General features: G+C 69.3%; 17 protein-coding genes. 10 read left to right on the top strand and 7 right to left on the bottom strand.

The genetic code is table 11. The features are described 5' to 3' along the window. The first annotated feature begins 89 nt into the window (after positions 1-89). Complete coding sequence (locus tag Q0795_RS01405; RefSeq protein WP_298885604.1) at positions 90-1,397, top strand: ISL3 family transposase; 1,308 nt, start codon at positions 90-92, stop codon at positions 1,395-1,397. On the opposite strand, the gene Q0795_RS01400 is transcribed toward Q0795_RS01405, so the two are convergent. The 3 genes from Q0795_RS01400 to Q0795_RS01390 form a co-directional block, all read right to left on the bottom strand. After that, entirely contained in the window at positions 1,369-2,250 is an 882-nt protein-coding gene (locus Q0795_RS01400; protein ID WP_366942441.1) for a transposase, read from the bottom strand. The two genes, Q0795_RS01405 and Q0795_RS01400, sit on opposite strands and share 29 nt — an antisense overlap. 719 nt (positions 2,251-2,969) lie before the next feature. Continuing rightward, complete coding sequence (locus Q0795_RS01395) at positions 2,970-3,953, bottom strand: hypothetical protein (RefSeq protein ID WP_298885602.1); 984 nt, start codon at positions 3,951-3,953, stop codon at positions 2,970-2,972. 71 nt (positions 3,954-4,024) lie between these two features. Then, positions 4,025-5,047, bottom strand: a complete 1,023-nt coding sequence (locus Q0795_RS01390; protein WP_298885600.1) for a hypothetical protein — start codon at positions 5,045-5,047, stop codon at positions 4,025-4,027. Between the two features lie 1,033 nt (positions 5,048-6,080). Here Q0795_RS01390 and Q0795_RS01385 point away from each other — a divergent pair. Continuing rightward, positions 6,081-9,146, top strand: coding sequence for a DUF3427 domain-containing protein (locus tag Q0795_RS01385; protein WP_298885598.1), 3,066 nt, complete (start codon positions 6,081-6,083; stop codon positions 9,144-9,146). A gap of 23 nt (positions 9,147-9,169) precedes the next feature. On the opposite strand, the gene Q0795_RS01380 is transcribed toward Q0795_RS01385, so the two are convergent. The 3 genes from Q0795_RS01380 to Q0795_RS01370 form a co-directional block, all read right to left on the bottom strand. Beyond that, positions 9,170-9,544, bottom strand: coding sequence for a hypothetical protein (locus Q0795_RS01380; protein ID WP_298885596.1), 375 nt, complete (start codon positions 9,542-9,544; stop codon positions 9,170-9,172). Continuing rightward, on the bottom strand, positions 9,534-9,896 hold the full coding sequence (locus Q0795_RS01375) for a PH domain-containing protein (RefSeq protein ID WP_298885594.1): 363 nt from the start codon (positions 9,894-9,896) through the stop codon (positions 9,534-9,536). Before Q0795_RS01375 ends, Q0795_RS01380 begins: the two co-directional genes overlap by 11 nt. Before the next feature lie 169 nt (positions 9,897-10,065). Further along, entirely contained in the window at positions 10,066-11,223 is a 1,158-nt protein-coding gene (locus tag Q0795_RS01370) for an ROK family transcriptional regulator (RefSeq protein WP_366942440.1), read from the bottom strand. Between the two features lie 93 nt (positions 11,224-11,316). Here Q0795_RS01370 and Q0795_RS01365 point away from each other — a divergent pair, with 93 nt between their 5' ends. The 8 genes from Q0795_RS01365 (at position 11,317) to Q0795_RS01330 (ending at position 20,678) form a co-directional block, all read left to right on the top strand. Further along, on the top strand, positions 11,317-12,855 hold the full coding sequence (locus Q0795_RS01365; protein ID WP_298885590.1) for a sugar ABC transporter ATP-binding protein: 1,539 nt from the start codon (positions 11,317-11,319) through the stop codon (positions 12,853-12,855). Then, complete coding sequence (locus tag Q0795_RS01360) at positions 12,852-13,892, top strand: ABC transporter permease (protein ID WP_298885588.1); 1,041 nt, start codon at positions 12,852-12,854, stop codon at positions 13,890-13,892. Before Q0795_RS01365 ends, Q0795_RS01360 begins: the two co-directional genes overlap by 4 nt. Before the next feature lie 41 nt (positions 13,893-13,933). After that, positions 13,934-15,001: an ABC transporter permease gene (locus Q0795_RS01355; RefSeq protein ID WP_298885775.1), complete on the top strand. Its 1,068-nt coding sequence runs from the start codon at positions 13,934-13,936 to the stop codon at positions 14,999-15,001. Between the two features lie 12 nt (positions 15,002-15,013). Continuing rightward, on the top strand, positions 15,014-16,273 hold the full coding sequence (locus Q0795_RS01350) for a substrate-binding domain-containing protein (RefSeq protein ID WP_298885585.1): 1,260 nt from the start codon (positions 15,014-15,016) through the stop codon (positions 16,271-16,273). Then, entirely contained in the window at positions 16,273-17,145 is an 873-nt protein-coding gene (locus tag Q0795_RS01345) for a sugar phosphate isomerase/epimerase (protein ID WP_298885583.1), read from the top strand. Before Q0795_RS01350 ends, Q0795_RS01345 begins: the two co-directional genes overlap by 1 nt. Further along, entirely contained in the window at positions 17,138-18,394 is a 1,257-nt protein-coding gene (locus Q0795_RS01340; RefSeq protein WP_298885581.1) for a Gfo/Idh/MocA family oxidoreductase, read from the top strand. The genes Q0795_RS01345 and Q0795_RS01340 overlap by 8 nt, the downstream gene beginning before the upstream one ends. A 31-nt stretch (positions 18,395-18,425) precedes the next feature. Then, positions 18,426-19,427, top strand: a complete 1,002-nt coding sequence (locus tag Q0795_RS01335; RefSeq protein ID WP_298885580.1) for a sugar phosphate isomerase/epimerase — start codon at positions 18,426-18,428, stop codon at positions 19,425-19,427. Positions 19,428-19,619: 192 nt separating this feature from the next. Beyond that, complete coding sequence (locus Q0795_RS01330) at positions 19,620-20,678, top strand: NAD(P)-dependent alcohol dehydrogenase (protein WP_298885579.1); 1,059 nt, start codon at positions 19,620-19,622, stop codon at positions 20,676-20,678. A gap of 76 nt (positions 20,679-20,754) precedes the next feature. Here the strand turns inward: Q0795_RS01330 and Q0795_RS01325 are convergent, their stop codons facing one another. Beyond that, a complete protein-coding gene (locus Q0795_RS01325) occupies positions 20,755-22,287 on the bottom strand; it encodes a plasmid pRiA4b ORF-3 family protein (RefSeq protein ID WP_298885577.1) in 1,533 nt (510 codons plus the stop codon). Positions 22,288-22,313: the final 26 nt, after the last annotated feature.

Genomic DNA, 22,313 nt, shown 5'->3' with positions numbered 1-22,313 from the left:
TAAGGGGGGCGGGCGCGTCGGTCCGGGGGTAGGTGTCGAGGTCTTCCGATGATGGAGGTTCCTACGCCAGCCACCCGAAAGACCTCGACGTGCTCGACGCTACCTTCACGCGCCCTGACCTGACCACCTTCACCGGCCTGGACGGCCTCGGCCTGGAAGTCACCGGCCAGCTGCTCGAGCCCGACCGGGCGGTGCTGGCCTGCCGGGTCGTGGAGCCGGACGACTGGTGCCACCGGTGCGGCTGCCAGGGCGCCCCGCGCGACACCGTCACGCGGAAGCTGGCGCACGAGCCGTTCGGGTGGCGCCCGACGACCCTGGTGGTCACCGTGCGTCGCTACCGGTGCGCCGAGTGCGGGCACGTGTGGCGCCAGGACACCACCGCCGCGGCGCAGCCACGGGCCAAGATCTCTCGCGCCGGGCTCCGCTGGGGCCTGGTCGGGATCGTGGTCGGCCACCTGTCCATGGCCCGCGTCGCTGAAGGGCTCGGGGTCTCCTGGAACACCGCCAACAACGCGGTCCTCGCCGAAGGACAACGCCTGCTCATCGACCACCCGGGTCGTCTCGACGAGGTCCGCGTCGTCGGGGTCGACGAGCACGTCTGGCGGCACACCAGGAAGGGCGGCAAGTACGTCACCGTGATCCTTGACCTCACCCCGGTCCGCGACGGCACCGGCCCCTCCCGGCTGCTCGCCATGCTCGACGGACGCTCCAAGAAGGCGTTCAAGGACTGGCTCGCCGACCGTGACCAGGCCTGGCGGAGGGGCATCGAAGTCGTTGCCATGGACGGCTTCGCCGGCTTCAAGACCGCCACCACCGAGGAGCTACCCGGCGCGGTGCCGGTGATGGACCCCTTCCACGTAGTCCGTCTGGCTGGTGAGGCGCTGAACGAGTGCCGTCGCCGGGTCCAGCAGGACCTGCACGGTCACCGCGGCCGCAAGGGCGACCCGCTGTACTCCGCGCGGCGGACGCTGCACACCGGCGCCGACCTGCTCACCGAACGTCAGCAGCAGCGCCTCGACAGACTGTTCGCAAACGAGCAGCACGTGCAGGTCGAGGTCACCTGGGGCATCTACCAGCGGATGATCTCCGCCTATCGCGACGCCGACCGGTCCGCTGCCCGCATCGAGATGCGCTCGGTCATCGACGCCCTCACCGACGGTGTACCCGCGCCGCTGGCCGAGCTGCGCAAGCTCGGCCGCACCCTGGCCCGCCGCGCCTGCGACGTCCTGGCCTACTTCGAGCGACCCCGCACCAGCAACGGACCCACCGAAGCCGTCAACGGACGACTAGAACACCTCCGCGGTCTGGCCCTAGGGTTCCGCAACCTCACGCACTACATCGCCCGAGCACTCCTGGAAGCCGGCGGATTCAGACCACGACTACACCCTCGATTGTGAAGAGCCCGCAATTGGTGCCCAGGGCGACGACGTGGAAGACGTCCAGGACCGCGGTCGCGTCGGCGAGCTCGTCGTCGATCGCGGCCTTGTACCCGTGGAACGGGTCGAGGGTGGCGACCTTGACGCCGGCGGTGAAGTCCTCGCCCCGCTGGGTGAGCCAGTCGGCGTAGGCCTTCTTGGAGCGGCCCGGGACCAGGTCCAGCAGACGTGCCCTGACCTGGCCGTTCTCGTCGGTGGTCAGGTCCACCATGCCGGTGAGCTCGTTCAGGCCCCGGCCCCCGTCCTCCGGTGCCTTGGTGGACACGTGGTGCCACACGTGCTCGTCCACCCCCAGGCTGGCCACGCCGGCAAACCTGGTCTCGTCCGCGGCGGCCACGGTCAGGATCGGCTCGATCCCGGACCAGACGGTGTCCCACCCCAGCCCCAGCTGGCGGGCCAGACCGTGCACGGTCGCGTGCTCGCGCCGCAGCTGCCCGACCGCCCAGGACCGGGCCCGGGTCGTCCACGTCGAGCGCGGCGGTGCCAGGGTGTCGTCGACCTCGGTGAACGAGCGCCGCGGACACGCCGCCTCACGGCAGGCCCACGTCCGCTTCACCCACACCAGCCGCACCGGGACACCGAAGGCCGGGATGTCGACCAACCGGTGCTCGCGCCGGCCCCGCGAGGACGCGCGCACCCCGCAGTCCGGGCACCCGACCGGCCCCCACGGGGACTCCACCCGCACGACGAGCCCGTCCGGGCCACGCTCGACGCCGACCACGTGATAGCTCGCCAGCCCGACGAGCAGGTCGCAGTTGGTGCAGTAGTCGCTGGCCCGGCCCTGGGCACGACAGCACAACGTAGGGTGGTCCATCGTCGAGGTCCTCGAGGTTCTCGGAATGCTTGGTCGCTTCCGATCTTGAGGACCTCGACCCCCTCAACCCGGCAACCGCCCCGCTCGGCGCGTCATGCCCCTACCCCACCGCAACTGGGAAGAGCCCTCATCGAGGTCAGGACGAGCGAGGGCGCCTGCCCTGGGTGCGGGGCCCTCACTCACAGGGTCTAGGACCGTCCGATCATCGCGCTGAAGGATTCGAAGGTCAGCGGTCAGACCCTGGATCTGTGGTGGCGCAAGCGGCGCCTGGTCTGCCAGCAGATTCAGTGCCCTCGGGCGACGTGCACGCAGCAGCCCACCCAGATCCCGGCCCGAGCCAGGCTCAGTTCCCAGTTGCGCGCCAAGCTCGCTGCAGCGATTGCCCGGTCGAAGCGGGCGGTTTCTACGTCGCCGCCGAGCACGGTGTGTCCTGGCACACCGCGCACAAGGCGCTCATCGCCGCGGCGACCGCGTGGTTCCCCGAACCGCAGCCGACCCGGGTGCTGGGCATTGACGAGACCCGAGCCAGGTCCCACGAAGGTTGGACGGCCGGCCCGATTTGGGCCCTCCGGGGCCACGGGCCACTGCCACACCTAGGCAGACAGAGAAGAGATAGCTACTTCTGGGCGGAACTCGGCGATATGATGCATCGCTCCTCGGAACACCAGCCAACAAGGTGATCGCGGCTCCCGATCGACACATGCGCGAAGAGCCCGACGTTAGTTCCACATGATTACTTCGCCGGGGTTGTACTCCGCGGCAGCGCTCAGTGCCTCGATCGGGACGGCTTCAAGACAGTCGAGGAACTCGGCTGGGAGACCCTCTCCGGTCGGGTTCTTGATCAGCGCATGCGGCGGGAAGTGGTCCCGTCGACCAAAGTCCAAGATGTGCGATGGGTCATCGACCAGTGCCCTACCGGCGAGAGCTTCGACGATCTGGTGCTGGTGACGAAGGAGCAGAATCGCGTCGATGTTCGGGTACTCGATCGCCTTGTCATCTTGGCGGTGGAACGAGTTTCTTGTGAGCAGCCCAGAGGACGGCGACAGCAGGGCGGTGACCGGTTCATTGATGAAGTCGTCCCAGACGATCACAAGGATTGAACGGAAGTTGGGGTCGGCGGCTCTGAAGCCAGCGAACTTCTTGTCCGCATGGACGAGGAAGTCCTTCACGGGGTTGTCGCGTGGGAGGGTTACGGCGCTCCCCAGGCTCGCCGGGGTGATGTCCGTCCGCCCGGCCAACTGCCAGGGATTCGTGGTTCGTGTGTTCGAGTGCTCGAGCAAATCGGGCGCCTTCACCTCGACTCCAAGGCTACCGACTCCATCCAGCTCGATCATGACCTCAGGGTTGTACTTGGAGTCACCGGCTGTTGGCTCCATCAGAAATCTGGCGGGCTCGGGCCACGGATGCTCAGCGAGTTGCAGGATTACGAGTAACTCGGCGTACCAAGACACGATCTGGGCGTAGTGCGTTTTGCTCTTCTCGGGACCGCCCATCGCCTCAAGGCGGGAGAGCTGCTCGTCGGCGAACCCCGGCATTACTACGTCGACCTGTGCCAGAGCTAGGACGGTCTCCCTGCCCACGGCCCTGAAGCCGTTCGAGCCTGGAGTGAAGTTATACCTGAGCCAGTGCCAGCCGGTCCGAATCGGACTGCTCTGGATGCGATACATCAATCTAGCGGCATGCGCGGGGACGTCGTTGGGCACAGTCGCATCATTCCAGCCGGCCGGTGCCGGCTCACGCGCCACATCGCAACACCGCCCGGAAACGGGGGCGCTCAGCGCCCGAGCTGCTCCTTGATCATCTTCCGCATCCTCGGGAGCGCCGGCTGGTTGAACGCCTCCGGCACGAGACCGATGCGGTGCAGATACCGGACGTCGTCCTCTGCGCGGCCGTCCGAGTGCCGCCTGACCTCGTCAACTCTGAGCAGCCCCAGCCACTCCAGCGTCTTGCGGGCCCTCGAGTAAGGGTCGCGGTGGATCCCGTAGTTCAGCAGTCGCACGACGCCCGGGAAAGCGTAGAGGCCGTCCCCGGTCCATGCGCCGCGGCCGCACGCGGCCATCAGTAGGACCGTGATCTCTGAGTCTTCCAAAAGGTGCAGCCAGTGGTTGAGGATGAAGCCCGGCGGCATCGTGTACTGGTTCTCGTAATTCGTCGGGACGGTGTACTCCTGACGCTCGCCCAAGACGTCGGTGCCGATCTCGTTGAGGAGAGCGAAGTTCTCGAACCGGTTCAGCTGACGAGTGGAGCCGGGGACGGTCACGAGGCCGGCGTGGTCGAGGGTGGTGAGGGAGCTGCGGACGGTCCGTGCGCGCTTGTCTCTGGAGGTGACTAACAGGCCGTGGTTGTTGGTGTCGATTGGCTGCGCGGCCACGAGGTCTGCCCATCCGGTCTCGTTGGTGCTGCCGGTGATGGGGATGCCGAGCTCGAACAGGTGAGCCTTGGCGCCGGGCCTGCGGTGCAGCTGCGCGAGAGCCAGCGCCGTCAGCTCGAGCCGGAGGGCGGAACTCTGGCCGGAGGCCACCCTCGTCGCCGGGGGACGCACTGCCCGTGGGGGGGCTTTCCGGTCGGAGCTGTCGCCGGTGATCGGGACCGCGAGCGAGGAGAACTGGGTCCGGATGCGCAACCCGGACTGCCGCAGCGGCCCCCCCGGCCGCTCGAAGCTGATCAGCTTCTCGGTCAGGGTGTCGAGGTGCTCGTCGAAGTGCTCCGCGCGAAGCCGGCGGAGGCGGCCTTTGAGTGCCTTGCGTTCCTTCGCCGTGGGCGCTCGACTGAAGTCGATGAGCGCGATCGAGGCCATTTCCGCACCAATCGTGTCGATCAAATCTGAACGGGTGAACTGGCCAGATAATCTCTAACGAGGTCTTCGTGCTATTGGTCTGACCTGGCCGGTTTGCCCGCGCCTCCATGGTACTTGATTGGCCGGCCAAGGGCACCTCTACTTGGATTCGACCCACCGCGAGGACGCGGTGCATCGAGAGTCGAGAGGAGGAACCCGTCCGATGAGCACTGAGCAGAGGCAGGGGCCGAGCCCCCCGCAGCAAGGGCCTGGACGTCTGGGTTGGGTGCGCGTTGCGCTCCAGGCCGCCCAGGCCATCGCCGTCATCATGATCCACATGTGGCACGACTGCTGATCGGCGATCAGGTCGTGGCTCGCTGCTCGGGGGTACCGCCCCGGGCAGCGGGCACGCACCATTTGCGGTCCCTCCCAAGGTTACGCCACCCCATTGAGCAGGACACCGGGCGAGCCGCCAGGTGCTCAGCTCCTGGGCCTCGTGGACGCACACCTCCCGCGGATGCTGGGTCCTGCCCGATGAAGGGTCGCGACCAAACTGGCCAGCCGTCAACGGCTCACCCGCGGCCACCGACCAACGCGACCTGCATGTTCGGCGCCCGTAGCCCGACCGACTCCCCCGGGTGGAGGGCCCCAGCAACACGCCGAGGAAGCACCCGGGGGCACGGCCCTAAGACCCCACCCCGAAAGCAGTACCGTCCGCATCATCACGCCCGCGGCCTCCGCCGAAGTCCGAAGTCGCGGCCATAACCTCGTCAGACACCCTTGCCACCAGCAACAGGGGGTTCTCACGCATCGGCACGCGTGTTAGGTCCTCGCGCAGCCTCACGCATCATTCTGGGCGAAATGACGCTGCTCACGATGGCCTATTGAGCTGTGGGGAGCGGTCGTGCCAGCCCGTACACCAGCATTGGAGCTCATGGGGCTCTGGGCCGTGTCGGCGCCAGCTGTCGTTCGCGCTGGTGTAGAGGCCGGCGCCTCTTGAAGCGGCAGTCTGAGCCTCACGGCTCAGGGTCGTCGCGTCTGGCAAGCTGGGCCAATGCAGGAGGGGATCTACGAGCGTCTGGTGACGTGTCTCCTTGCAGACGAGCTTCGGGACAAGCCTGGGCGCGTCACCCAGATGCAGCCAGTTGAGGACGCGGAACAGCCGGAAGTGCTTGCCCGTCACGTGGCCGACGTCATTCGGGACGTGCTGCGCGGCGTTCGTGAAGATGCGCGGGTCGATCTGGTCAATCGTGTCGTCGACGACCTAATGAGCGAGCGGACGGTTCATCCGCCGGTTCGGCATCTCGTGAGTGTGCGGGCGCCCGGGGACAAGCCCGAGCCTCCCCGCCCCTCTACACCTCTCAGCAATGCCGCCCTCCTGACCAATGTCAAAGGGGAGCCAAGCCTCGGTGCCGAGATCCGGGCCGAGCTCGGGTCCGCCGATCAGGTGGACCTGCTGTGCGCCTTTGTGAAGTGGCACGGCCTTCGGGTGATCGAGGAAGACCTACGAGCACTCAGAGACCGCGGAGCTCAGCTGCGAGTCATCACGACGACCTACATGGGCGCGACCGAACGCCGTGCCGTGGACCGCCTCGTTCAGGACTTCGGCGCGGAGGTCCGCATCCACTTTGACGAAGCCAAGACACGGCTGCACGCCAAGGCCTGGATGTTCCACCGCAAGACCGGTTACGACACGGCGTACGTCGGCTCGTCAAACCTCTCCCGTAGTGCCCTTCTCGATGGGCTCGAGTGGAACGTGCGTCTGTCCCGAGTGGCGACACCTCACCTCCTCGAAAAGTTCTCGGGCACGTTCGAGACCTATTGGAACGACCCGAGCTTCGTGCCCTACTACCCGAGCGACGTGGCAGACCGAGACCGCCTCGATGATGCGCTGGCAGTTGCGGGTGGAAGGGTTCGCCCCGACACAGGGAGGACGTTGTCCGGCCTCGACGTGCGGCCCTACGCGTACCAACAACACATCCTTGATGCGCTCGAGGCGGAGCGACAACTGCACGGGAGACACCGCAACCTCGTTGTCGCGGCGACAGGCACAGGAAAGACGCTCATCGCCGCGTTGGACTACCGCCGGTTCGCCGACCCTTCCACCAAGCGCTATCCCACGCTTCTCTTCGTGGCTCATCGCAAGGAGATCCTGGAGCAGTCGCGACGCGCCTACCAGGAGGTGCTGGCGGATGCTTCCTTCGGTGAGCTCTACGTCGATGGCGCGCGACCTGAGCGCTGGCAGCACGTCTTCGCTAGCATTCAGTCGCTGAACTCCTATGGCGTGGGAAATCTCGATCCGAGCCATTTCGAGGTCGTCGTCGTCGATGAGTTCCACCACGCCGCCGCGAAGAGCTACCAGGGCATCCTCAGCCATCTGCAGCCACGTGAGCTCCTGGCGCTGACCGCCACCCCCGAGCGCACCGACGGCTTCGACGTCCGTGCCTACTTCGACGGGCGCACCGCTGCCGAGCTGCGTCTATGGGAGGCGCTACAGGCCGGCATCCTCTGTCCGTTCCACTATTTCATGGCTTCGGATGGCACTGACCTCAGTGACATCAGCTGGGTCAGAGGCGCCTACGACGAAGAGCAACTCAGCCAGCTCTACACCGGCAACGAGGCGCGGGCCCGCATCATCCTGCGGGAGTTGGGCGACAAGGTCCTCGATGTCCACGGTATGCGTGCGCTCGGATTCTGCGTCGGTGTTCAGCACGCCGCCTACATGGCCCAGGTGTTCACCGAGGCAGGAATCCCAGCACAGTCAGTGAGTGGCACCACTCCGAGAGGAGAGCGTGAGGCGGCCCTCAGCGACCTGCGAACTGGTCGCCTCAATATCCTGTTCGCCGCCGACCTCTTCAACGAGGGCGTCGATCTGCCTGATGTCGACACCTTGCTGTTTCTGCGCCCCACCGAGAGCGCCACGGTCTTCCTGCAGCAGCTGGGCCGGGGCCTGCGGCAACGCCCCGATAAGCCCGTCCTGACGGTTCTAGACTTCGTCGGCAACCAACGCAAGGAGTTTCGGTTCGACGCCAAGCTCGCGGCATTGACCGGGAGGCCCCGACGGCGTCTGACCCAGGACCTTGAAGACGGCTTCCCTTACCTGCCCAGTGGGTGTCAGATCGTCCTCGACCGCCGCGCTCAAGAGACCGTTCTCACCAGTCTGAAGACTCAACTCAGCGCGCGGTGGACGCATCTCGTCAACCAACTCCGGGCCAGCGGGAAGGACACCTCGCTGCGGACTTTCATCGACGACTCCGGCTACTCGCTCTCCGACATCCTGCGGCGGGGACAGAAATCGTGGACCAGGCTCCGTCGAGATGCGGGGCATCTACAGAGCTCGCCCAGCCAGGTGGAGGTCACGCTCGCAAAGCGCGTTCGAGCGCTCGCCCACGTGGACGACCCCGTCCGGCGCCAAGGGTATGAAGCTGTGTTGGCCGACCCGGATACAACGGGTTTGACGCCGGTGGAGGAACGCCTTGCGGAGATGCTCTTCTTCACGCTGTGGCCGGACGGTGGGGGGCATAGCTCCGTGCGCGCGGGCCTCAGTGAGCTGGTCCAGGTTCCGGACCTCGTCGAAGAGATGCAGGCAGTGATCGAGGTCGCCTTCGACGAAGCGGAGCGACCGGTGGCGCCCACTCCTGGCCCGCTGGCGCAGGTGCCCCTCCGGGTGCACGCCCGCTACCAGCGGGAGGAAGTGCTCGCGGCGCTCGGCTACGCCTCGCTGAACCGCAAGCCCAACTCGTTCCGCGAGGGTGTGCTCTTCGTCCCTGAGCTCAACGTCGACGCGTTCTTCATCACCCTGCGCAAGACGGAGGAGCGCTTCTCACCGACCACGATGTACCGCGACTACCCGATCAGCCAGCAGCTCTTTCATTGGGAGAGTCAGTCGACGACGACCGAGCGGTCCAAGACCGGCCAGCGCTACCTGAACGGCACGAGTACGGTCCTGCTTTTCGTCCGGGAGGAGCAGAAGGACGATTTTGGAACGAGCCCCTACGTCTACCTCGGCCCTGCCACCTACGTTTCCCATCGGGGTGAGCGCCCGATCGCTGTGACGTGGAAGCTTGCGCAGCCCATGCCGGCCGACCTCTTCGCGGCCGCGACCGTGGCGGCGGGGTAGGGGCCCGACGGACGTCGCTCAGCTCATGGACGCGACCAGTGCTCATAGACCTGATGGCGCTCACCCTCGGCTCCGGTGCCGTACATGTCGCCCACTTCGCGCGTCTGGGCGTTCACGACCAGCGCGGCCAGGTCGGGATCACCGCGGCGCTCGCACTCCACCTTGGTGAGGTCGAGCAAGCGGCCCATTCCTGTCGGCATGTGAGGTAGAGCGGCCTTGGTCTTGAGGACGCCATAGGTGATGGTGGTGCCTTCTTCTGCGACACGGATCAGGACTGGGCGCATGGAGACGACGCTGTCGATGTCGAGTTGGGAGACGCGAAGCGTCTTGCCCTTGCTCTCAAGGCGTTCTCCGAGTTCGAGGTGTGCCGTGTTCTCCGATGCTCGCTTAGAGGACATAGTGCGCAATGAGTGAGTCGAGCCGGCGGACGTCGATGCCCTTGCGCAGGCTCACCTTGACGTGGCCGGCGCGGGTCCACAGCTCCATCTCGGCGTTATTGTCGAGCATGCCGGCGTTCTCAGAAGACCACATGTGGATGGAGGAGTAGGGGAGCGAGTACATTTCCACCTTCTTGCCGGTGATGCCTTGAGCGTCGCGGACTATGAGTCTCTTCGTCGTGAAGATGGCTGCGTCTCGGAACGTCTTGTAGGCCGCCACCGCCTCTTCGCCAGGGGTCAACAGCTGTTGGACGTCACCGGGGATGGGGCACTCCGAGATCAGCGTCCACGTAAGGATCGGTGCAGTTTCCAATCTTCCTCCTCTGGAAGGGGTGCTCTGAGGAGACCAACTCTGTCAGATCGGAGGACTGATGGCGCGAAAGGAAGGGGTTGCCCCGGACAGGGGAGCAAGCTTCTGCACCGCCGTCTCGAGGTGCTGAGGATTCAAAATCAGAGAAGTGGCGTGACGATAATGCTGCGTCCTAGGAGACTCCGACGCTGGCGGCCTCGATCGCCTCGGGAGAGAGCACGTGCTCGACCGCCATGGTGGCAGCCCCGAGCACACCCGCCTGTGCCCCCGCTTTGGAGGCCACGATCCGCAGGTGCTCGGTCGCCAACGGCAGGGACCGCTGATAGACGATCTCCCGGATCCCGGCGAGCAGGTGCTCACCCGCTTCTGACAGGCGCCCGCCGATGACGACGGCCGAGGGGTTCATGAGGTTGACCATGGTGGCGAGCACCTCGCCGATGTCCCGGCCGGCCCGACGCACTTCCTGCACCGCCGCCTTGTCGCCGGCCCGGACCAGCTCGACCACCCCCGCGGTCGAGTCCACCGCCAAGCCGCCGGCAGCCAACGCCTCCGCCAGCGCCGGCCCTGCCGCGATCGCCTCGAGGCATCCCTCGTTGCCGCACCGGCAGATGACGCCGTCGCCCGAGCTGACCCGCACGTGGCCGAGGTCGCCGGCGGTGCCCTGCGCCCCCCGCTGCAGCCGTGAGCCCGAGATGATCCCGGCGCCGATGCCGGTCGCCACCTTGACGAAGATGAGGTCGGCGACGTCGGGCAGGAAGGTGCCCTGCTCGCCGAGCGCCATGATGTTGACGTCGTTGTCGACGAGGACCGGCACGGGGTAGGTCCGCTGCAGGTGGGCGGGCACGTCATACCGGTCCCACCCGGGCATGATCGGCGGGTTGATCGGTCGCCCGCTGGAATGTTGCACGGGCCCCGGCAGCCCGATCCCCACCGCCGCGAGATCGGTGGCCGGCCGCCGCGTCTCCGCCAGCAGCTCACCGATCGCCCCCGTCACCCAGCCCAGCACCACGTCCGGCCCGTCGGCCACGTCGAGGGCGGCGCGTCGCTCGCCGAGCACCGTCCCGCCCAGGTCGGTCAAGGCCGCCACGGCGTGCGTCGCGCCGACGTCCACGCCCGCGACGACCCGCGCGGCGGGGTTCATCGCGATGAGCGCGGGGGGTCGCCCGCCGGTCGATCGCCCCCCACCCACCGGCGCCACGAGCCCCATCCGCAGCAGCACGTCCACCCGCGCCGCGACGGTGCTGCGCGCCATACCCGTCTCCTCGGCGAGCTGCGCCCGGGTCCGGGGTCGACCGTCCCTCAGCAGCTCGAAGACATCGCTGGTGCGCACCACGGAAGTGAACCACGGGACTTCGACACGCTCAACAGGCAACTTTTGCCCGACTCTCGACAAAAGTGCTCGAGTCGTGCCATAGTCCTGAGCGTGACGTCCAACGACGCCGTCGCACCGACGGCCAGCACCCCGGCGCAGCCCGTCCTGCGTGCCACCGGGCTGACCAAGCGCTTCTTCGGCAACGCCGTCCTCGAGGACGTGACCCTCGAGCTGCACCCGGGCCAGGTCCACGGCCTCGTGGGGGAGAACGGCGCCGGCAAGTCCACCCTGATGAAGGTCCTCGCCGGCGTGCACCAGCCCGACGAGGGCACCGTCGAGATCGGCGGCGAGACCACGCACTTCTCCCACCCGATCCAGGCCCAGCAGGCCGGACTGTCCACGGTCTTCCAGGAGTTCAACCTCCTCCCGGACCGCACGGTGGCGGAGAACATCTACCTCGGCCGCGAGCCGCGCAGGGGGCCGCTCGTCGACACCGCCGCCATGCGCCGGGACACCACCGAGCTGCTCGACGGCCTCGGCGTCACCGGCCTCGACCCGGACCGCACCGTGCGCTCCCTGTCGGTCGCCGAGCAGCAGATCGTCGAGATCGCCAAGGCGGTCAGCTACGACTCGCGCATCATCTCGATGGACGAGCCGACCGCCGCGCTCGCCGACCACGAGGTCGAGCTGCTCTACGCCATCATCCGCCGCCTCCTCGACCGCGACGTCGCGATCCTCTATGTCTCCCACCGGCTCAAGGAGATCTTCGACCTCTGCGACACCATCACCGTCCTCAAGGACGGCCAGCAGGTCACCACGCAGCCGGCCGGCGAGCTCGACGAGGGCGCCCTCGTGCGCCTCATGGTCGGCCGCGAGATGTCCGCCTTCTTCCCCGAGCCCACCCCCGGCACCGAGGTCGGCGAGCCGCTGCTCACCCTCTCCGGCTCCGGCAACGGGTATGTCGACGGGATCGACCTCACGCTGCGCGCCGGTGAGATCGTCGGCCTGGCCGGGCTGCAGGGCTCGGGCCGCACCGAGCTCGTCGAGTCGGTCTTCGGCGTCACCCCGCTCACCCGCGGCACCCTCACCCTCGACGGCGAGACCACGACGATCGGCTCGCCCCGCCAGGCGATCCGCCGCGGACTGGCCCTCATCACCGAGGACCGCAAGGCCAAGGGCCTCGCGCTCAGCCAGTCCGTCCTCGACAACGCCCTCGGCGTGGTCCGCTCCGTCTTCCCCGGTCGCACCGGGGAGGCCCGCTCCGGTATGCCGGGGGTCCTGTCCTCCCTCGAGGTCGCCGCCCGCTCGCTGGACCAGGAGGTGCAGTTCCTCTCCGGCGGCAACCAGCAGAAGGTCGTCCTGGCCCGCTGGCTGTCGGTCAACCCCCGCGTCATGCTCATGGACGAGCCCACCCGCGGCATCGACGTCGGTGCCAAGCACGCGATCTACGAGCTCATGCGCGGCCTGGCCGCCGACGGCGTCGGCGTCCTCATGGTCTCCAGCGAGCTGCCCGAGGTCATCGGCATGTCCGACCGCATCCTCGTCATGCGCGACGGCCGCCTCGCCGGCGAGCTGCCCCGCGGCGCCGCCGAGGAGGACGTCCTCGCGCTCGCGACCGGCGCCGACGAGCACGAGGAGGTCGTCGCGTGAACGCCCTCGCCCGCCTGCGGCCCACCCGCCTCACGAGCACCGGCATCGTCTACCTCGTCCTCGTGCTGGTCCTCGTCCTCGGCGCCGTCATCACCGCCGCGGCAGGCCGCAACTTCTTCAGCTCCGGCAACATCTCTGCGATCCTCACCGGCACGAGCATCCTCGGCTTCATCGCCATCGGCCAGACCCTCGTCATCCTCGCCGGCAGCCTCGACCTGTCGGTGCCCTACGTCGCCAGCCTCGCCAGCCTCCTCGGCGGCGTCACGATGGCCGGTCAGACCGGCAACATCCCCCTGGCCGTGGTCACCGCCCTCGGGGTGGCCGCCCTCATCGGCCTGGTCAACGGCCTGGTGGTCGCCTACCTGCACGTCCACGGCTTCATCGCCAGCCTCGGCATGGGCCTCATCCTCGCCGGCTACCTCGGCACCAACTACAAGGGCTCGGCCGGCTCGGCGCCCCGCGACTTCCGTCTCATCGGCGCCCTCAACATCGGCCCGGTCCCGCTGTCGACGCTCATCATGCTCGGCTGCGCCGTGCTGGTGATCCTGCTGCTGCGCCGCACCCGCATCGGCCACCACCTGTATGCCGTCGGCGGCAGCAAGGACGTCGCCCGCCTCTCCGGGGTCCGCACCCAGCCGCCCATCGTGCTCGCGCACGTCCTGTGCTCGGTGCTCGCGGGCATGGCCGGGCTGCTCCTCCTGGCCCGGCTCTCGGTCGGCAGCCCCACCATCGGCACCCAGGGCGGCTACGACCTCATGTCCATCGCCGCCGTCGTGCTCGGCGGCACCGTCCTCGCCGGCGGCAAGGGCAACATCCTCGGCACCCTCGGCGGCGTCGCGATCTTCGCCGTGATGGACAACATCATGGGGGTCATGCAGCTCAACGCCTTCCTGCAGGACGTCGTCCGCGGCCTGGTCATCGTGCTGGCGGTCGCGGTCTACGCCCGCCGCAACGCCGACCTGCGCCCGGCCCGCTTCGACCGCTCGCGGGCGGCACGGCATACCCCCGCCCCCACCACCGCAGGAGGTGCCGCGTGACCACCGCCGACGCGACCACGACCCGGGGCACGACGCTGCCGATGAGCGAGGGCGGGACCGCCGGGCGGCTCGGTCGAGCGCTGCGCACCCCCGGTGGCGCGGTCTTCGTCCTCGTCGCCGTCCTGCTCGTCTGCGTGATCGCCGCCAACCCCAACTTCGGCGAGCCCGGCTCGCTCGTCCGCTTCATCGGCCGGACCGCCCCGATCGCCATCGCCGCGATGGGTCAGTACTTCGTCATCGTCTCCGGCGAGTTCGACCTGTCGATGGGCTCGGTCGTGACCATGCAGGTGGTCCTCGCCGGCAACTTCATCGGCCAGGACGAGAGCCGCATCCTGCCCGTCATGCTCCTGATGTTCGCCCTCGGCGCACTCGTCGGGGTCGTCAACGGGCTCGCGACGACGCTGCTCAAGGTCCCCAGCTTCATCGTCACCCTCGGCACGATGCTCGCGCTCTCCGGCCTGGTGCTCTATCTCACCGGCGGCGCCGCCACCGGCAACCCGGTCGACTCCTTCCGGCAGATCGGCCGCGGCGGCATCCAGGACGTACCGATCCTCGACGTCATCCCCTACCCGGCGATCATCCTGCTGGTCCTCGCGATCGCGGCCTTCTGGCTCATGCGCCGCCCCTTCGGCCGCACCCTGGTCGCCGTCGGGGACAACCCGCAGGCCGTGCACCTGTCCGGCTCGGCCACCTGGTGGCTCAAGACCCGCGCGTTCATCCTGTCCTCCCTCGCCGCGACCGTCGCCGGCATCATCCTCGTCGGGTATGCCGGGGTGCACCCCTCCGTCGGCCAGGGCTACGAGTTCACCGCGATCACCGCGGTGGTCGTCGGCGGTGTCGTGCTCGGCGGCGGGCGCGGCTGGGTGCTCTCCGCCGCGGCCGGCGCCTTCGCCCTCGAGCTGCTCTTCACGCTGCTGAACTTCGTCGGGGTCGCCTCCACGTGGAGGGACACCGTGCAGGGCGTCATCATCATCGTCGCCGTCGCGATCGGCGCCCGTGCCTGGCAGGGCGGGCGCCGACGACGCAGCGCCGAACCGATCACCCCCGGAGCCGAGCCACGGCAGACCGGGACCACACCCACCACCCCGCCCGACCCGGGCACCACCTAAAGGGAGAGATCCATGCGCAGGACGACGATCGGCCGCAGCGTCGCGGCCCTGAGCGCGCTGGCGATGCTGGCGGCTTGTTCCACCGACGAGTCCCTCGACGAGCCGGCCACCGAGAGCGCCGAGGAGGGCGCCGAAGGCGCCGAGGACGAGGGGTCTGAGGACGGAGGTGAGGAGGCCGACGCCGGCAGCGACGACGAGTGGTTCGACCAGGGAGAGTACGACGAGCAGTTCGAGCAGCGCTCGGCCACCTTCGAGGGCGACCCGGAGACGCCGTGGCTCCAGTACATCGACGGCGACATGACCGACACCTCCGAGTACGCCTCGGACGGCGCCATGAAGGTCTGCTTCTCCAACGCCAGCATCGACAACCCCTGGCGGCAGACCGGCTGGATCACCATGAACCAGCAGCTCGAGGTGCTGCAGGAGGACGGCGTCATCTCCGAGATGGAGACCCGGGACGCGCAGGCCGACGACAACACCCAGATCGCCGACATCGACTACTTCATCAGCGAGGGCAACTGCGACGCCTTCGTCATCTCGCCCAACTCCACCGCCGCGCTCACGCCGGCCGTGGAGCGGGCCTGCGACACCGGCCTGCCGGTCGTCGTCTTCGACCGCGGGGTCGAGACCGACTGCCCGACCACCTTCATCCACCCCATCGGCGGGTATGCCTGGGGCATCGACACCGCCGAGTTCCTCTCCGAGAACCTCGAGGAGGGCGACAAGGTCGTCGCGCTGCGCATCCTGCCCGGCGTCGACGTGCTCGAGCACCGCTGGGCGGCCGCTGAGCAGATCTTCGAGGAGAACGGCATCGAGGCGGTCGACTACTTCACCGGCGCCGACCCCACGGAGATCAAGAACATCCTCGCCGACGAGCTGGCCACCGGCGAGGTCCAGGGCGTCTGGATGGACGCCGGTGACGGCGCCGTCGCGGCCATCGAGGCGTTCGAGGACGCCGGCCAGGACTACCCGGTGATGACCGGCGAGGACGAGATGAGCTTCCTGCGCAAGTGGCAGGACACCGAGCTCACCGGACTGGCCCCCGTCTACTCCAACTTCCAGTGGCGCACCCCGCTGCTCGCGGTGGAGCAGATCTTTGCCGGCGAGGAGGTGCCCACCGAGTGGGTGCTCCCGCAGGAGCCGATCACCGAGGACGAGCGCGCCGAGTACCTCGAGGCCAACGACGGCATGCCCGACGGGCACTACGCCAAGTTCGGTGGCGAGGACCTGCCCGGCTACCCCGACGTCTGGCAGGAGCGGATCATCCCGTGATGATCGGCGTCAACACCTGGGTCTGGGCGTCGCCGCTGCGCGACGCCCAGGCCCGGGGCCTGCTCGGCCACGTCGCCGACCTCGGCTTCGATGCGGTCGAGCTGCCGCTGGAGCAGCCCGGTGACCTCACCGTCGCCGCGACCCGGGCCGCGCTCGCCGACACCGGGCTGACCCCGTGCGTGGTGGGGGCGATGGCCCCCGGGCGCGACCTCGTGGAGGCCGACGCCGCCACGGTGAGGTCCACCCAGGACTACCTCAGGGCCTGCGTCGACCTCGCCGAGGGCATCGGCGCCGCCGCCGTCTGCGGGCCGTTCTACGCCGCGACGGGGAGGGTATGGCGTCTCTCGCCGCAGCAGCGCCAGGACGCCTACGCGCAGTGGCGGGACCACCTCGCCCCCGTGCTCGAGCACGCCGCCTCCGCCGGGGTGCGGATCGGCATCGAGCCGCTCAACCGCTACGAGACCTCCCTCGTCAACACCGTCGACCAGGCGCTCGAGGGTCTCGGCGAGCTGCTCGACGGCCGGCTCGGCGCGCACCTCGGGCTGGCGCTCGACACCTATCACCTCAACATCGAGGAGCGCTCCAGCGCCGACGCGGTCCGTCGCGCCGGCGACCACCTCGTGCACGTCCAGGTCTGCGGCAACGACCGCGGCGCCCCCGGCGGCGACCAGACCGACTGGCCCGCGGTGCTCGACGCGCTCACCGACGTCGGCTACGCCGGACCGTTGGTCATCGAGTCCTTCACCGCCGACAACGACACCATCGCCACCGCCGCCTCGATCTGGCGGCCGCTGGCGCCGACCCAGGACGACCTGGCCGCCGACGGCCTCGCCTTCCTCCGCCGCCTCACCCAGGGGGAGCACCATGCCTGACCGCAGCCGCACCGGCGCCACCACGGCGACCGTCGACCGGGCGGCGTCGCCGCAGCCCACCGGCGCGCCGGCGCCCTCGGCCGCGCCGCAGTCGTCGGCCGCCGCGGAGCCGCCCGCGGCACCCGACCCCTCAGCGACCCTCGGTGTCGCCGTCGTCGGATACTCCTTCATGGGGCAGGCCCACTCCAACGCCTGGCGCAACGTCAACGCCTTCTACGACGACCTGCCTCAGGTGCGCATGCAGACCCTCGTGGGCCGGGACCGGGCCCGGGTGGGCGCGGCCGCGGAGCAGCTGGGATGGGCCGACGTCGCCACCGACTGGCGCGAGGTCCTGCAGCGCGACGACGTGGACATCGTCGACGTGTGCACCCCCGGCCACCTCCACGCCGAGGTCGCGCTGGCGGCGCTCGCCGCCGGCAAGCACGTGCTCGTGGAGAAGCCCCTGGCCAACTCCGTGGCCGACTGCGAGCGGCTCGTCGAGGCGTCCCGCGCGCCCGGCGCCGGCCGGTCGATGCTGGGCCACAACTACCGCCGGGTGCCCGCCCTCGCGCTCGCCCGCGACCTCATCGAGCAGGGGCGGGTCGGGCAGGTGCGCCAGGTGCGGCTGTCCTACCTGCAGGACTGGCTCGCCGACGACCAGGCACCCATGAGCTGGCGGCTGCGCAAGGACACCGCCGGGACGGGGGTGCTCGGCGACCTCGGCTCGCACGCCGTCGACCAGCTGCGCTTCCTGCTCGGCACGGAGGTCACCCGCGCCACCGGCCAGCTGCGGACCTTCGTCCCCGAGCGGCCATCTGCCGACGGCGACCACCGCGAGCAGGTGGACGTCGACGACGCCGCCTGGGCCACGCTGCATACCTCGTCGGGGGCGGTGGCCAGCCTCGAGGTGAGCCGGATGGCCACCGGCCGCAAGAACGCGCTGCAGATCGAGGTCTACGGCTCGACCGGGTCGCTGCGCTTCGACCTGGAGCGGCTCAACGAGCTGGTGGTGACCGGCGCCAACGGGGGAGCGGAGACGGTTCTCGTCACCGAGCCCGAGCACCCCTACCTCGGCGCCTGGTGGCCGGCCGGGCACGTCCTCGGCTGGGACAGCACGTTCACCAGCCAGGCCGCGGACTTCCTGCGCGCCATCGCCACCGGCGAGCAGATCCACCCCAGCTTCGCCGACGGTCTCGCGGTCCAGCGGGTGCTCGAGGCGATCGAGACGAGCAGCGGGCGCGGCGGCATACCCGTCGACCTCCCTGCCTGACACGCTGAGCACGCGAGCGAAGGAGACGCACATGGCACGCAGGTTCACCCTCTTCACCGGCCAGTGGGCCGACCTCACCCTCGAGGAGGTCGCCGGGCTGGCGGCCGGCTGGGGTTACGACGGCCTGGAGATCGCCGTGTCCGGCGAGCACCTGGACGCCTGGCGCTGGGACGACGAGGAGTATGTCGAGGGGCGGCTGGAGATCCTGCGCCGCCACGGGCTCGGGGTGTGGGCGATCTCCAACCACCTCAAGGGTCAGGCCGTCTGCGACGACCCCATCGACGAGCGGCACCGCTCCATCGTCGGCGCGAAGGTGTGGGGCGACGGCGACCCCGAGGGGGTGCGGCAGCGCGCGGCCGAGGAGCTCCAGCTCACCGCCCGGCTGGCGCAGCGCATGGGGGTGGACACCGTGGTCGGTTTCACCGGCTCCTCGATCTGGCAGTACGTCGCGATGTTTCCGCCGGTGCCCGCCGACCGGATCCAGGCGGGCTACCAGGACTTCGCCGACCGGTGGAACCCCATCCTCGACGTCTTCGACGAGTGCGGGGTCCGCTTCGCGCACGAGGTGCACCCGAGCGAGATCGCCTACGACTACTGGAGCACCGTGCGCACGCTCGAGGCGATCGGGCACCGGGAGGCCTTCGGCCTCAACTGGGACCCCAGCCACATGATGTGGCAGGACATCGACCCGGTCGCCTTCATCACCGACTTCGCCGACCGGATCTACCACGTGGACTGCAAGGACACCCGGATGCGGGTCGGCAACGGCCGCAACGGGCGGCTCGGCTCGCACCTGCCCTGGGGCGACCAGCGTCGCGGGTGGGACTTCGTGTCCACCGGCCGCGGCGACGTGCCCTGGGAGGACTGCTTCCGGGCGCTGGCCGGGGCCGGCTACGCCGGGCCGATCTCGGTGGAGTGGGAGGACGCCGGGATGGACCGGCTGCACGGGGCCAAGGAGGCGCTGGACTACCTGCGCGCCCTCGACTTCCCGCCCTCCACGTCCTCCTTCGACGCCGCCTTCGACCAGGGGTAGCAGCGGGGGAGAGTGTCGGCGCTACCGCACCAGCGTGACCCGCCGGGGGTGAGCCAACACTCACCGACCGCGGGAATATCTGTGGCCCGGGCCGCGCGGGAATCGGCGTCAGAGGCCTGGTGGTTGGACGCAGGGTGAGCCGCGACTCGTGTCGCGGCTCTGCTGTTCACCGAACCCCACAGAGGAGCATCAGTGACGACCACCACACCAGCACTCGCCGCCGCCTCGGCCGGAGCCGACTTCGAGCGGGTGCAGATCGAGCGCCGCGACCTGCGACCGGACGACGTGCGCATCGACATCCGCTGGGCCGGCATCTGCCACACCGACATCCACATCACCCGGGAGGAGTGGGGCGGCACGATCTACCCGCTCACCCCCGGCCACGAGATCCTCGGCACCGTCACCGAGGTCGGCTCGGACGTGACCGGCCACGCCGTCGGTGACGTCGTCGGTGTCGGCTGCCTCGTCGACTCCTGCGGCGAGTGCCAGCCCTGCCGGGACGGCGAGGAGCAGTACTGCCTCAAGGGCGCCGTCCAGACCTACGGCCAGGAGGACTACCACGGCGAGGTCACCAAGGGTGGCTACAGCGGCGAGGTCGTCGTCCGGGACCACTTCGTCGTGAAGATCCCCGACTCCTACGACGAGGCCGACTACGCCGGTGTGACGCCGCTGCTGTGCGCCGGCATCACGACCTACCACCCGCTCAAGGAGGCCGGCGTCGGCCCGGGCTCGCGCGTCGGCGTCATCGGCATGGGCGGCCTCGGGCACGTCGCGGTGAAGATCGCCGCGGCCATGGGTGCCGACGTCACCGTGCTGAGCCGCACCGACAGCAAGAAGCAGGACGGTATGTCGTTCGGCGCCACGGACTTCCGCGCCACCGAGGACGGCACGGCGTTCGAGGAGCTCGCCGGCAGCTTCGACCTCCTGGTCAACACCGTCGGCTCGGGCATCCCGCTGGACTCCTACATGGGACTGCTCGACCGCGGCGGCGTCCTGGCCAATGTCGGTGCTCCGGAGGACTCGCTGCAAGTCAGCGCCTTCTCGCTGCTGGCCAACCGCCGCTCGATCAAGGGCAACATGATCGGCGGCCTGCCGGAGCACCAGGAGATGCTCGACTTCTGCGCCGAGCACGGCATCACCGCCACCGTGGAGGTCATCGACGCCGGCCAGGTCGACGAGTACTACGACAAGGTCGTGGCCGGGGACGTGCGCTACCGCGCCGTCATCGACACGGCGACGCTGGCGGGCTGACCCTCCCGACGGCATACCCCGGGCGCCCGCACCGACACGGTGCGGGCGCCCGCGTGGTCCACCCGGCTGATGTGGGTCAGACGACGCCCTGTGGCCACAGCATCATCCGCGCCATCCCGGCCACCCGCCGACGGCTGTGCTGGTCGGGCGCTCCGCGCAGCAGCTTCAGCCCGGACGCGTCCGAGAGCGTCCGCCAGACCGGGCGGCACCACTCGAGGGCATGGTGCGGGTCGACGCCTCGCGACGTGGTCCGGAGGCCGCAGCGGGTCATGAGGTCCGCCACCTGGACCCGGTGGTCGTAGCCCGCCTCGCCGGTCGCCGCGCTCACCAGCGCGAAGAGCGCCATCGCCGCCTGCACCAGATCGTTCTTGTCGGCGCCCACCCGCCCGGCGACGTGCTGCACGAGGTCCGCGTCGTCGGTCAGGGCTGCAGCCGCCCGGGTCCGCAGCAACCGGCCCCGGTACTTGCGCAGAAGCCCCACCCGCTGGCAGCGCGCCCGGAGGTCCGCGACGGGGGCGGTCTGGTCCTCGCGGTTGCCCTTGCCGATCCACGTGTCCTCGAAGCCGAGGTCGCGGTAGATCTGCTCCACGACCGTCGGCTTCATCCACCCCGCATGGGTGAGGGGTATGCCGTCCTCCCCGGCCAGGTCGACCAGGTAGCGGTAGGGGCGGGCCAGGGCGGCGAGGTCAGCCGCCGTGAGGTCGCCGTACCTGCTGGCGTCCCGCGCCGTCCGGGTCAGCTCGGCCAGCTCGCTGAGCACGTCCGGCAGGGCCAGGTCCAGCAACGGCTCCAGGGCCGACGGCCACGCGACCGCGTCCTCACCCGAGGCGAGCGACTTCATCAGCTCGGCCTGCGTCATACCCGCGATCCGCAGCCGCTCGTTGACCGATGCGACGTCCTCCTCGAACGGGTCCCAGCCGGGCGGCACCCAGGCGCGCAGGGCCGGGTCGAGCGCGGGCAGCCCGCCGGCCCGGAAGGCGTCGACCAGCTCCTGGTGTCCGGGCGGCCCGCCGCAGTCCTCGAGCGGACCCGCCATGCGGGCGGCGGTGCACACCGCGTCCTCGCCTTCGGCATCGTCGTCGAGCGTGACGACCTTCTCCAGCTTGATGGTGCAGGTCCAGTCATCACCGAAGTCGTAGGTGTAGAACAGTCGGTCACCCGGTTGGCGTAGCACCTGGTCGAGGCGCACCTCGTCCTCGGGCTGCATGCCCTCGTCCTCGTCCTCGGGCTCGATCTCGTCCAGCTCGGTGGTGAAGAACGGCCCGGTCCAGATCCGCTTGGCCGGTCCCGGCCAGAACCGGTGCAGGTGCCCGTCCAGCCAGCCGAACGCCGCCTGCAGGATCTCGTGCACCTCGTCGAGCTGGAGGTCGCCGCGCAGCTCCAGCCGGCGCCACACCGGCGGCCGGACGTCGTCGACGTCGACCCGCACGGTCAGGAGCAGATCGTCCTCGGGCGGGTCGGGCAGCACGACCGGCTCCACCCTGGGCCGGCCGAACCCCGGGGCTGTGACGCCGCTGGCGGCGGCGATCCCGGCGAGCAGCTGATGCAGCTCGTCCGGCGTCATGCTCGCGACGGCTCGGCGGAGGTCCTCGGGAAGGTCCTGGGGCACGTCAACGGCTCCTCACTCTCGGTCGG

It is taken from the genome of uncultured Serinicoccus sp., assembly GCF_947487915.1.
GTDB lineage: Bacteria > Actinomycetota > Actinomycetes > Actinomycetales > Dermatophilaceae > Ornithinicoccus.
Note: the sequence above shows the minus strand (reverse complement) of the source record. Positions and strands in the feature narration are given on the sequence as shown.

Excerpts from the sequence above, each read along its gene's own strand:
- Q0795_RS01350 (WP_298885585.1), top strand. The coding sequence starts at position 15,014 with ATGCGCAGGACGACGATCGGCCGCAGCGTCGCGGCCCTGAGCGCGCTG.
- Q0795_RS01340 (WP_298885581.1), top strand. The coding sequence starts at position 17,138 with ATGCCTGACCGCAGCCGCACCGGCGCCACCACGGCGACCGTCGACCGG.
- Q0795_RS01335 (WP_298885580.1), top strand. The coding sequence starts at position 18,426 with ATGGCACGCAGGTTCACCCTCTTCACCGGCCAGTGGGCCGACCTCACC.
- Q0795_RS01380 (WP_298885596.1), bottom strand. The coding sequence starts at position 9,544 with ATGTCCTCTAAGCGAGCATCGGAGAACACGGCACACCTCGAACTCGGA.
- Q0795_RS01355 (WP_298885775.1), top strand. The coding sequence starts at position 13,934 with ATGAGCGAGGGCGGGACCGCCGGGCGGCTCGGTCGAGCGCTGCGCACC.
- Q0795_RS01385 (WP_298885598.1), top strand. The coding sequence starts at position 6,081 with ATGCAGGAGGGGATCTACGAGCGTCTGGTGACGTGTCTCCTTGCAGAC.
- Q0795_RS01345 (WP_298885583.1), top strand. The coding sequence starts at position 16,273 with ATGATCGGCGTCAACACCTGGGTCTGGGCGTCGCCGCTGCGCGACGCC.
- Q0795_RS01390 (WP_298885600.1), bottom strand. The coding sequence starts at position 5,047 with ATGGCCTCGATCGCGCTCATCGACTTCAGTCGAGCGCCCACGGCGAAG.
- Q0795_RS01400 (WP_366942441.1), bottom strand. The coding sequence starts at position 2,250 with ATGGACCACCCTACGTTGTGCTGTCGTGCCCAGGGCCGGGCCAGCGAC.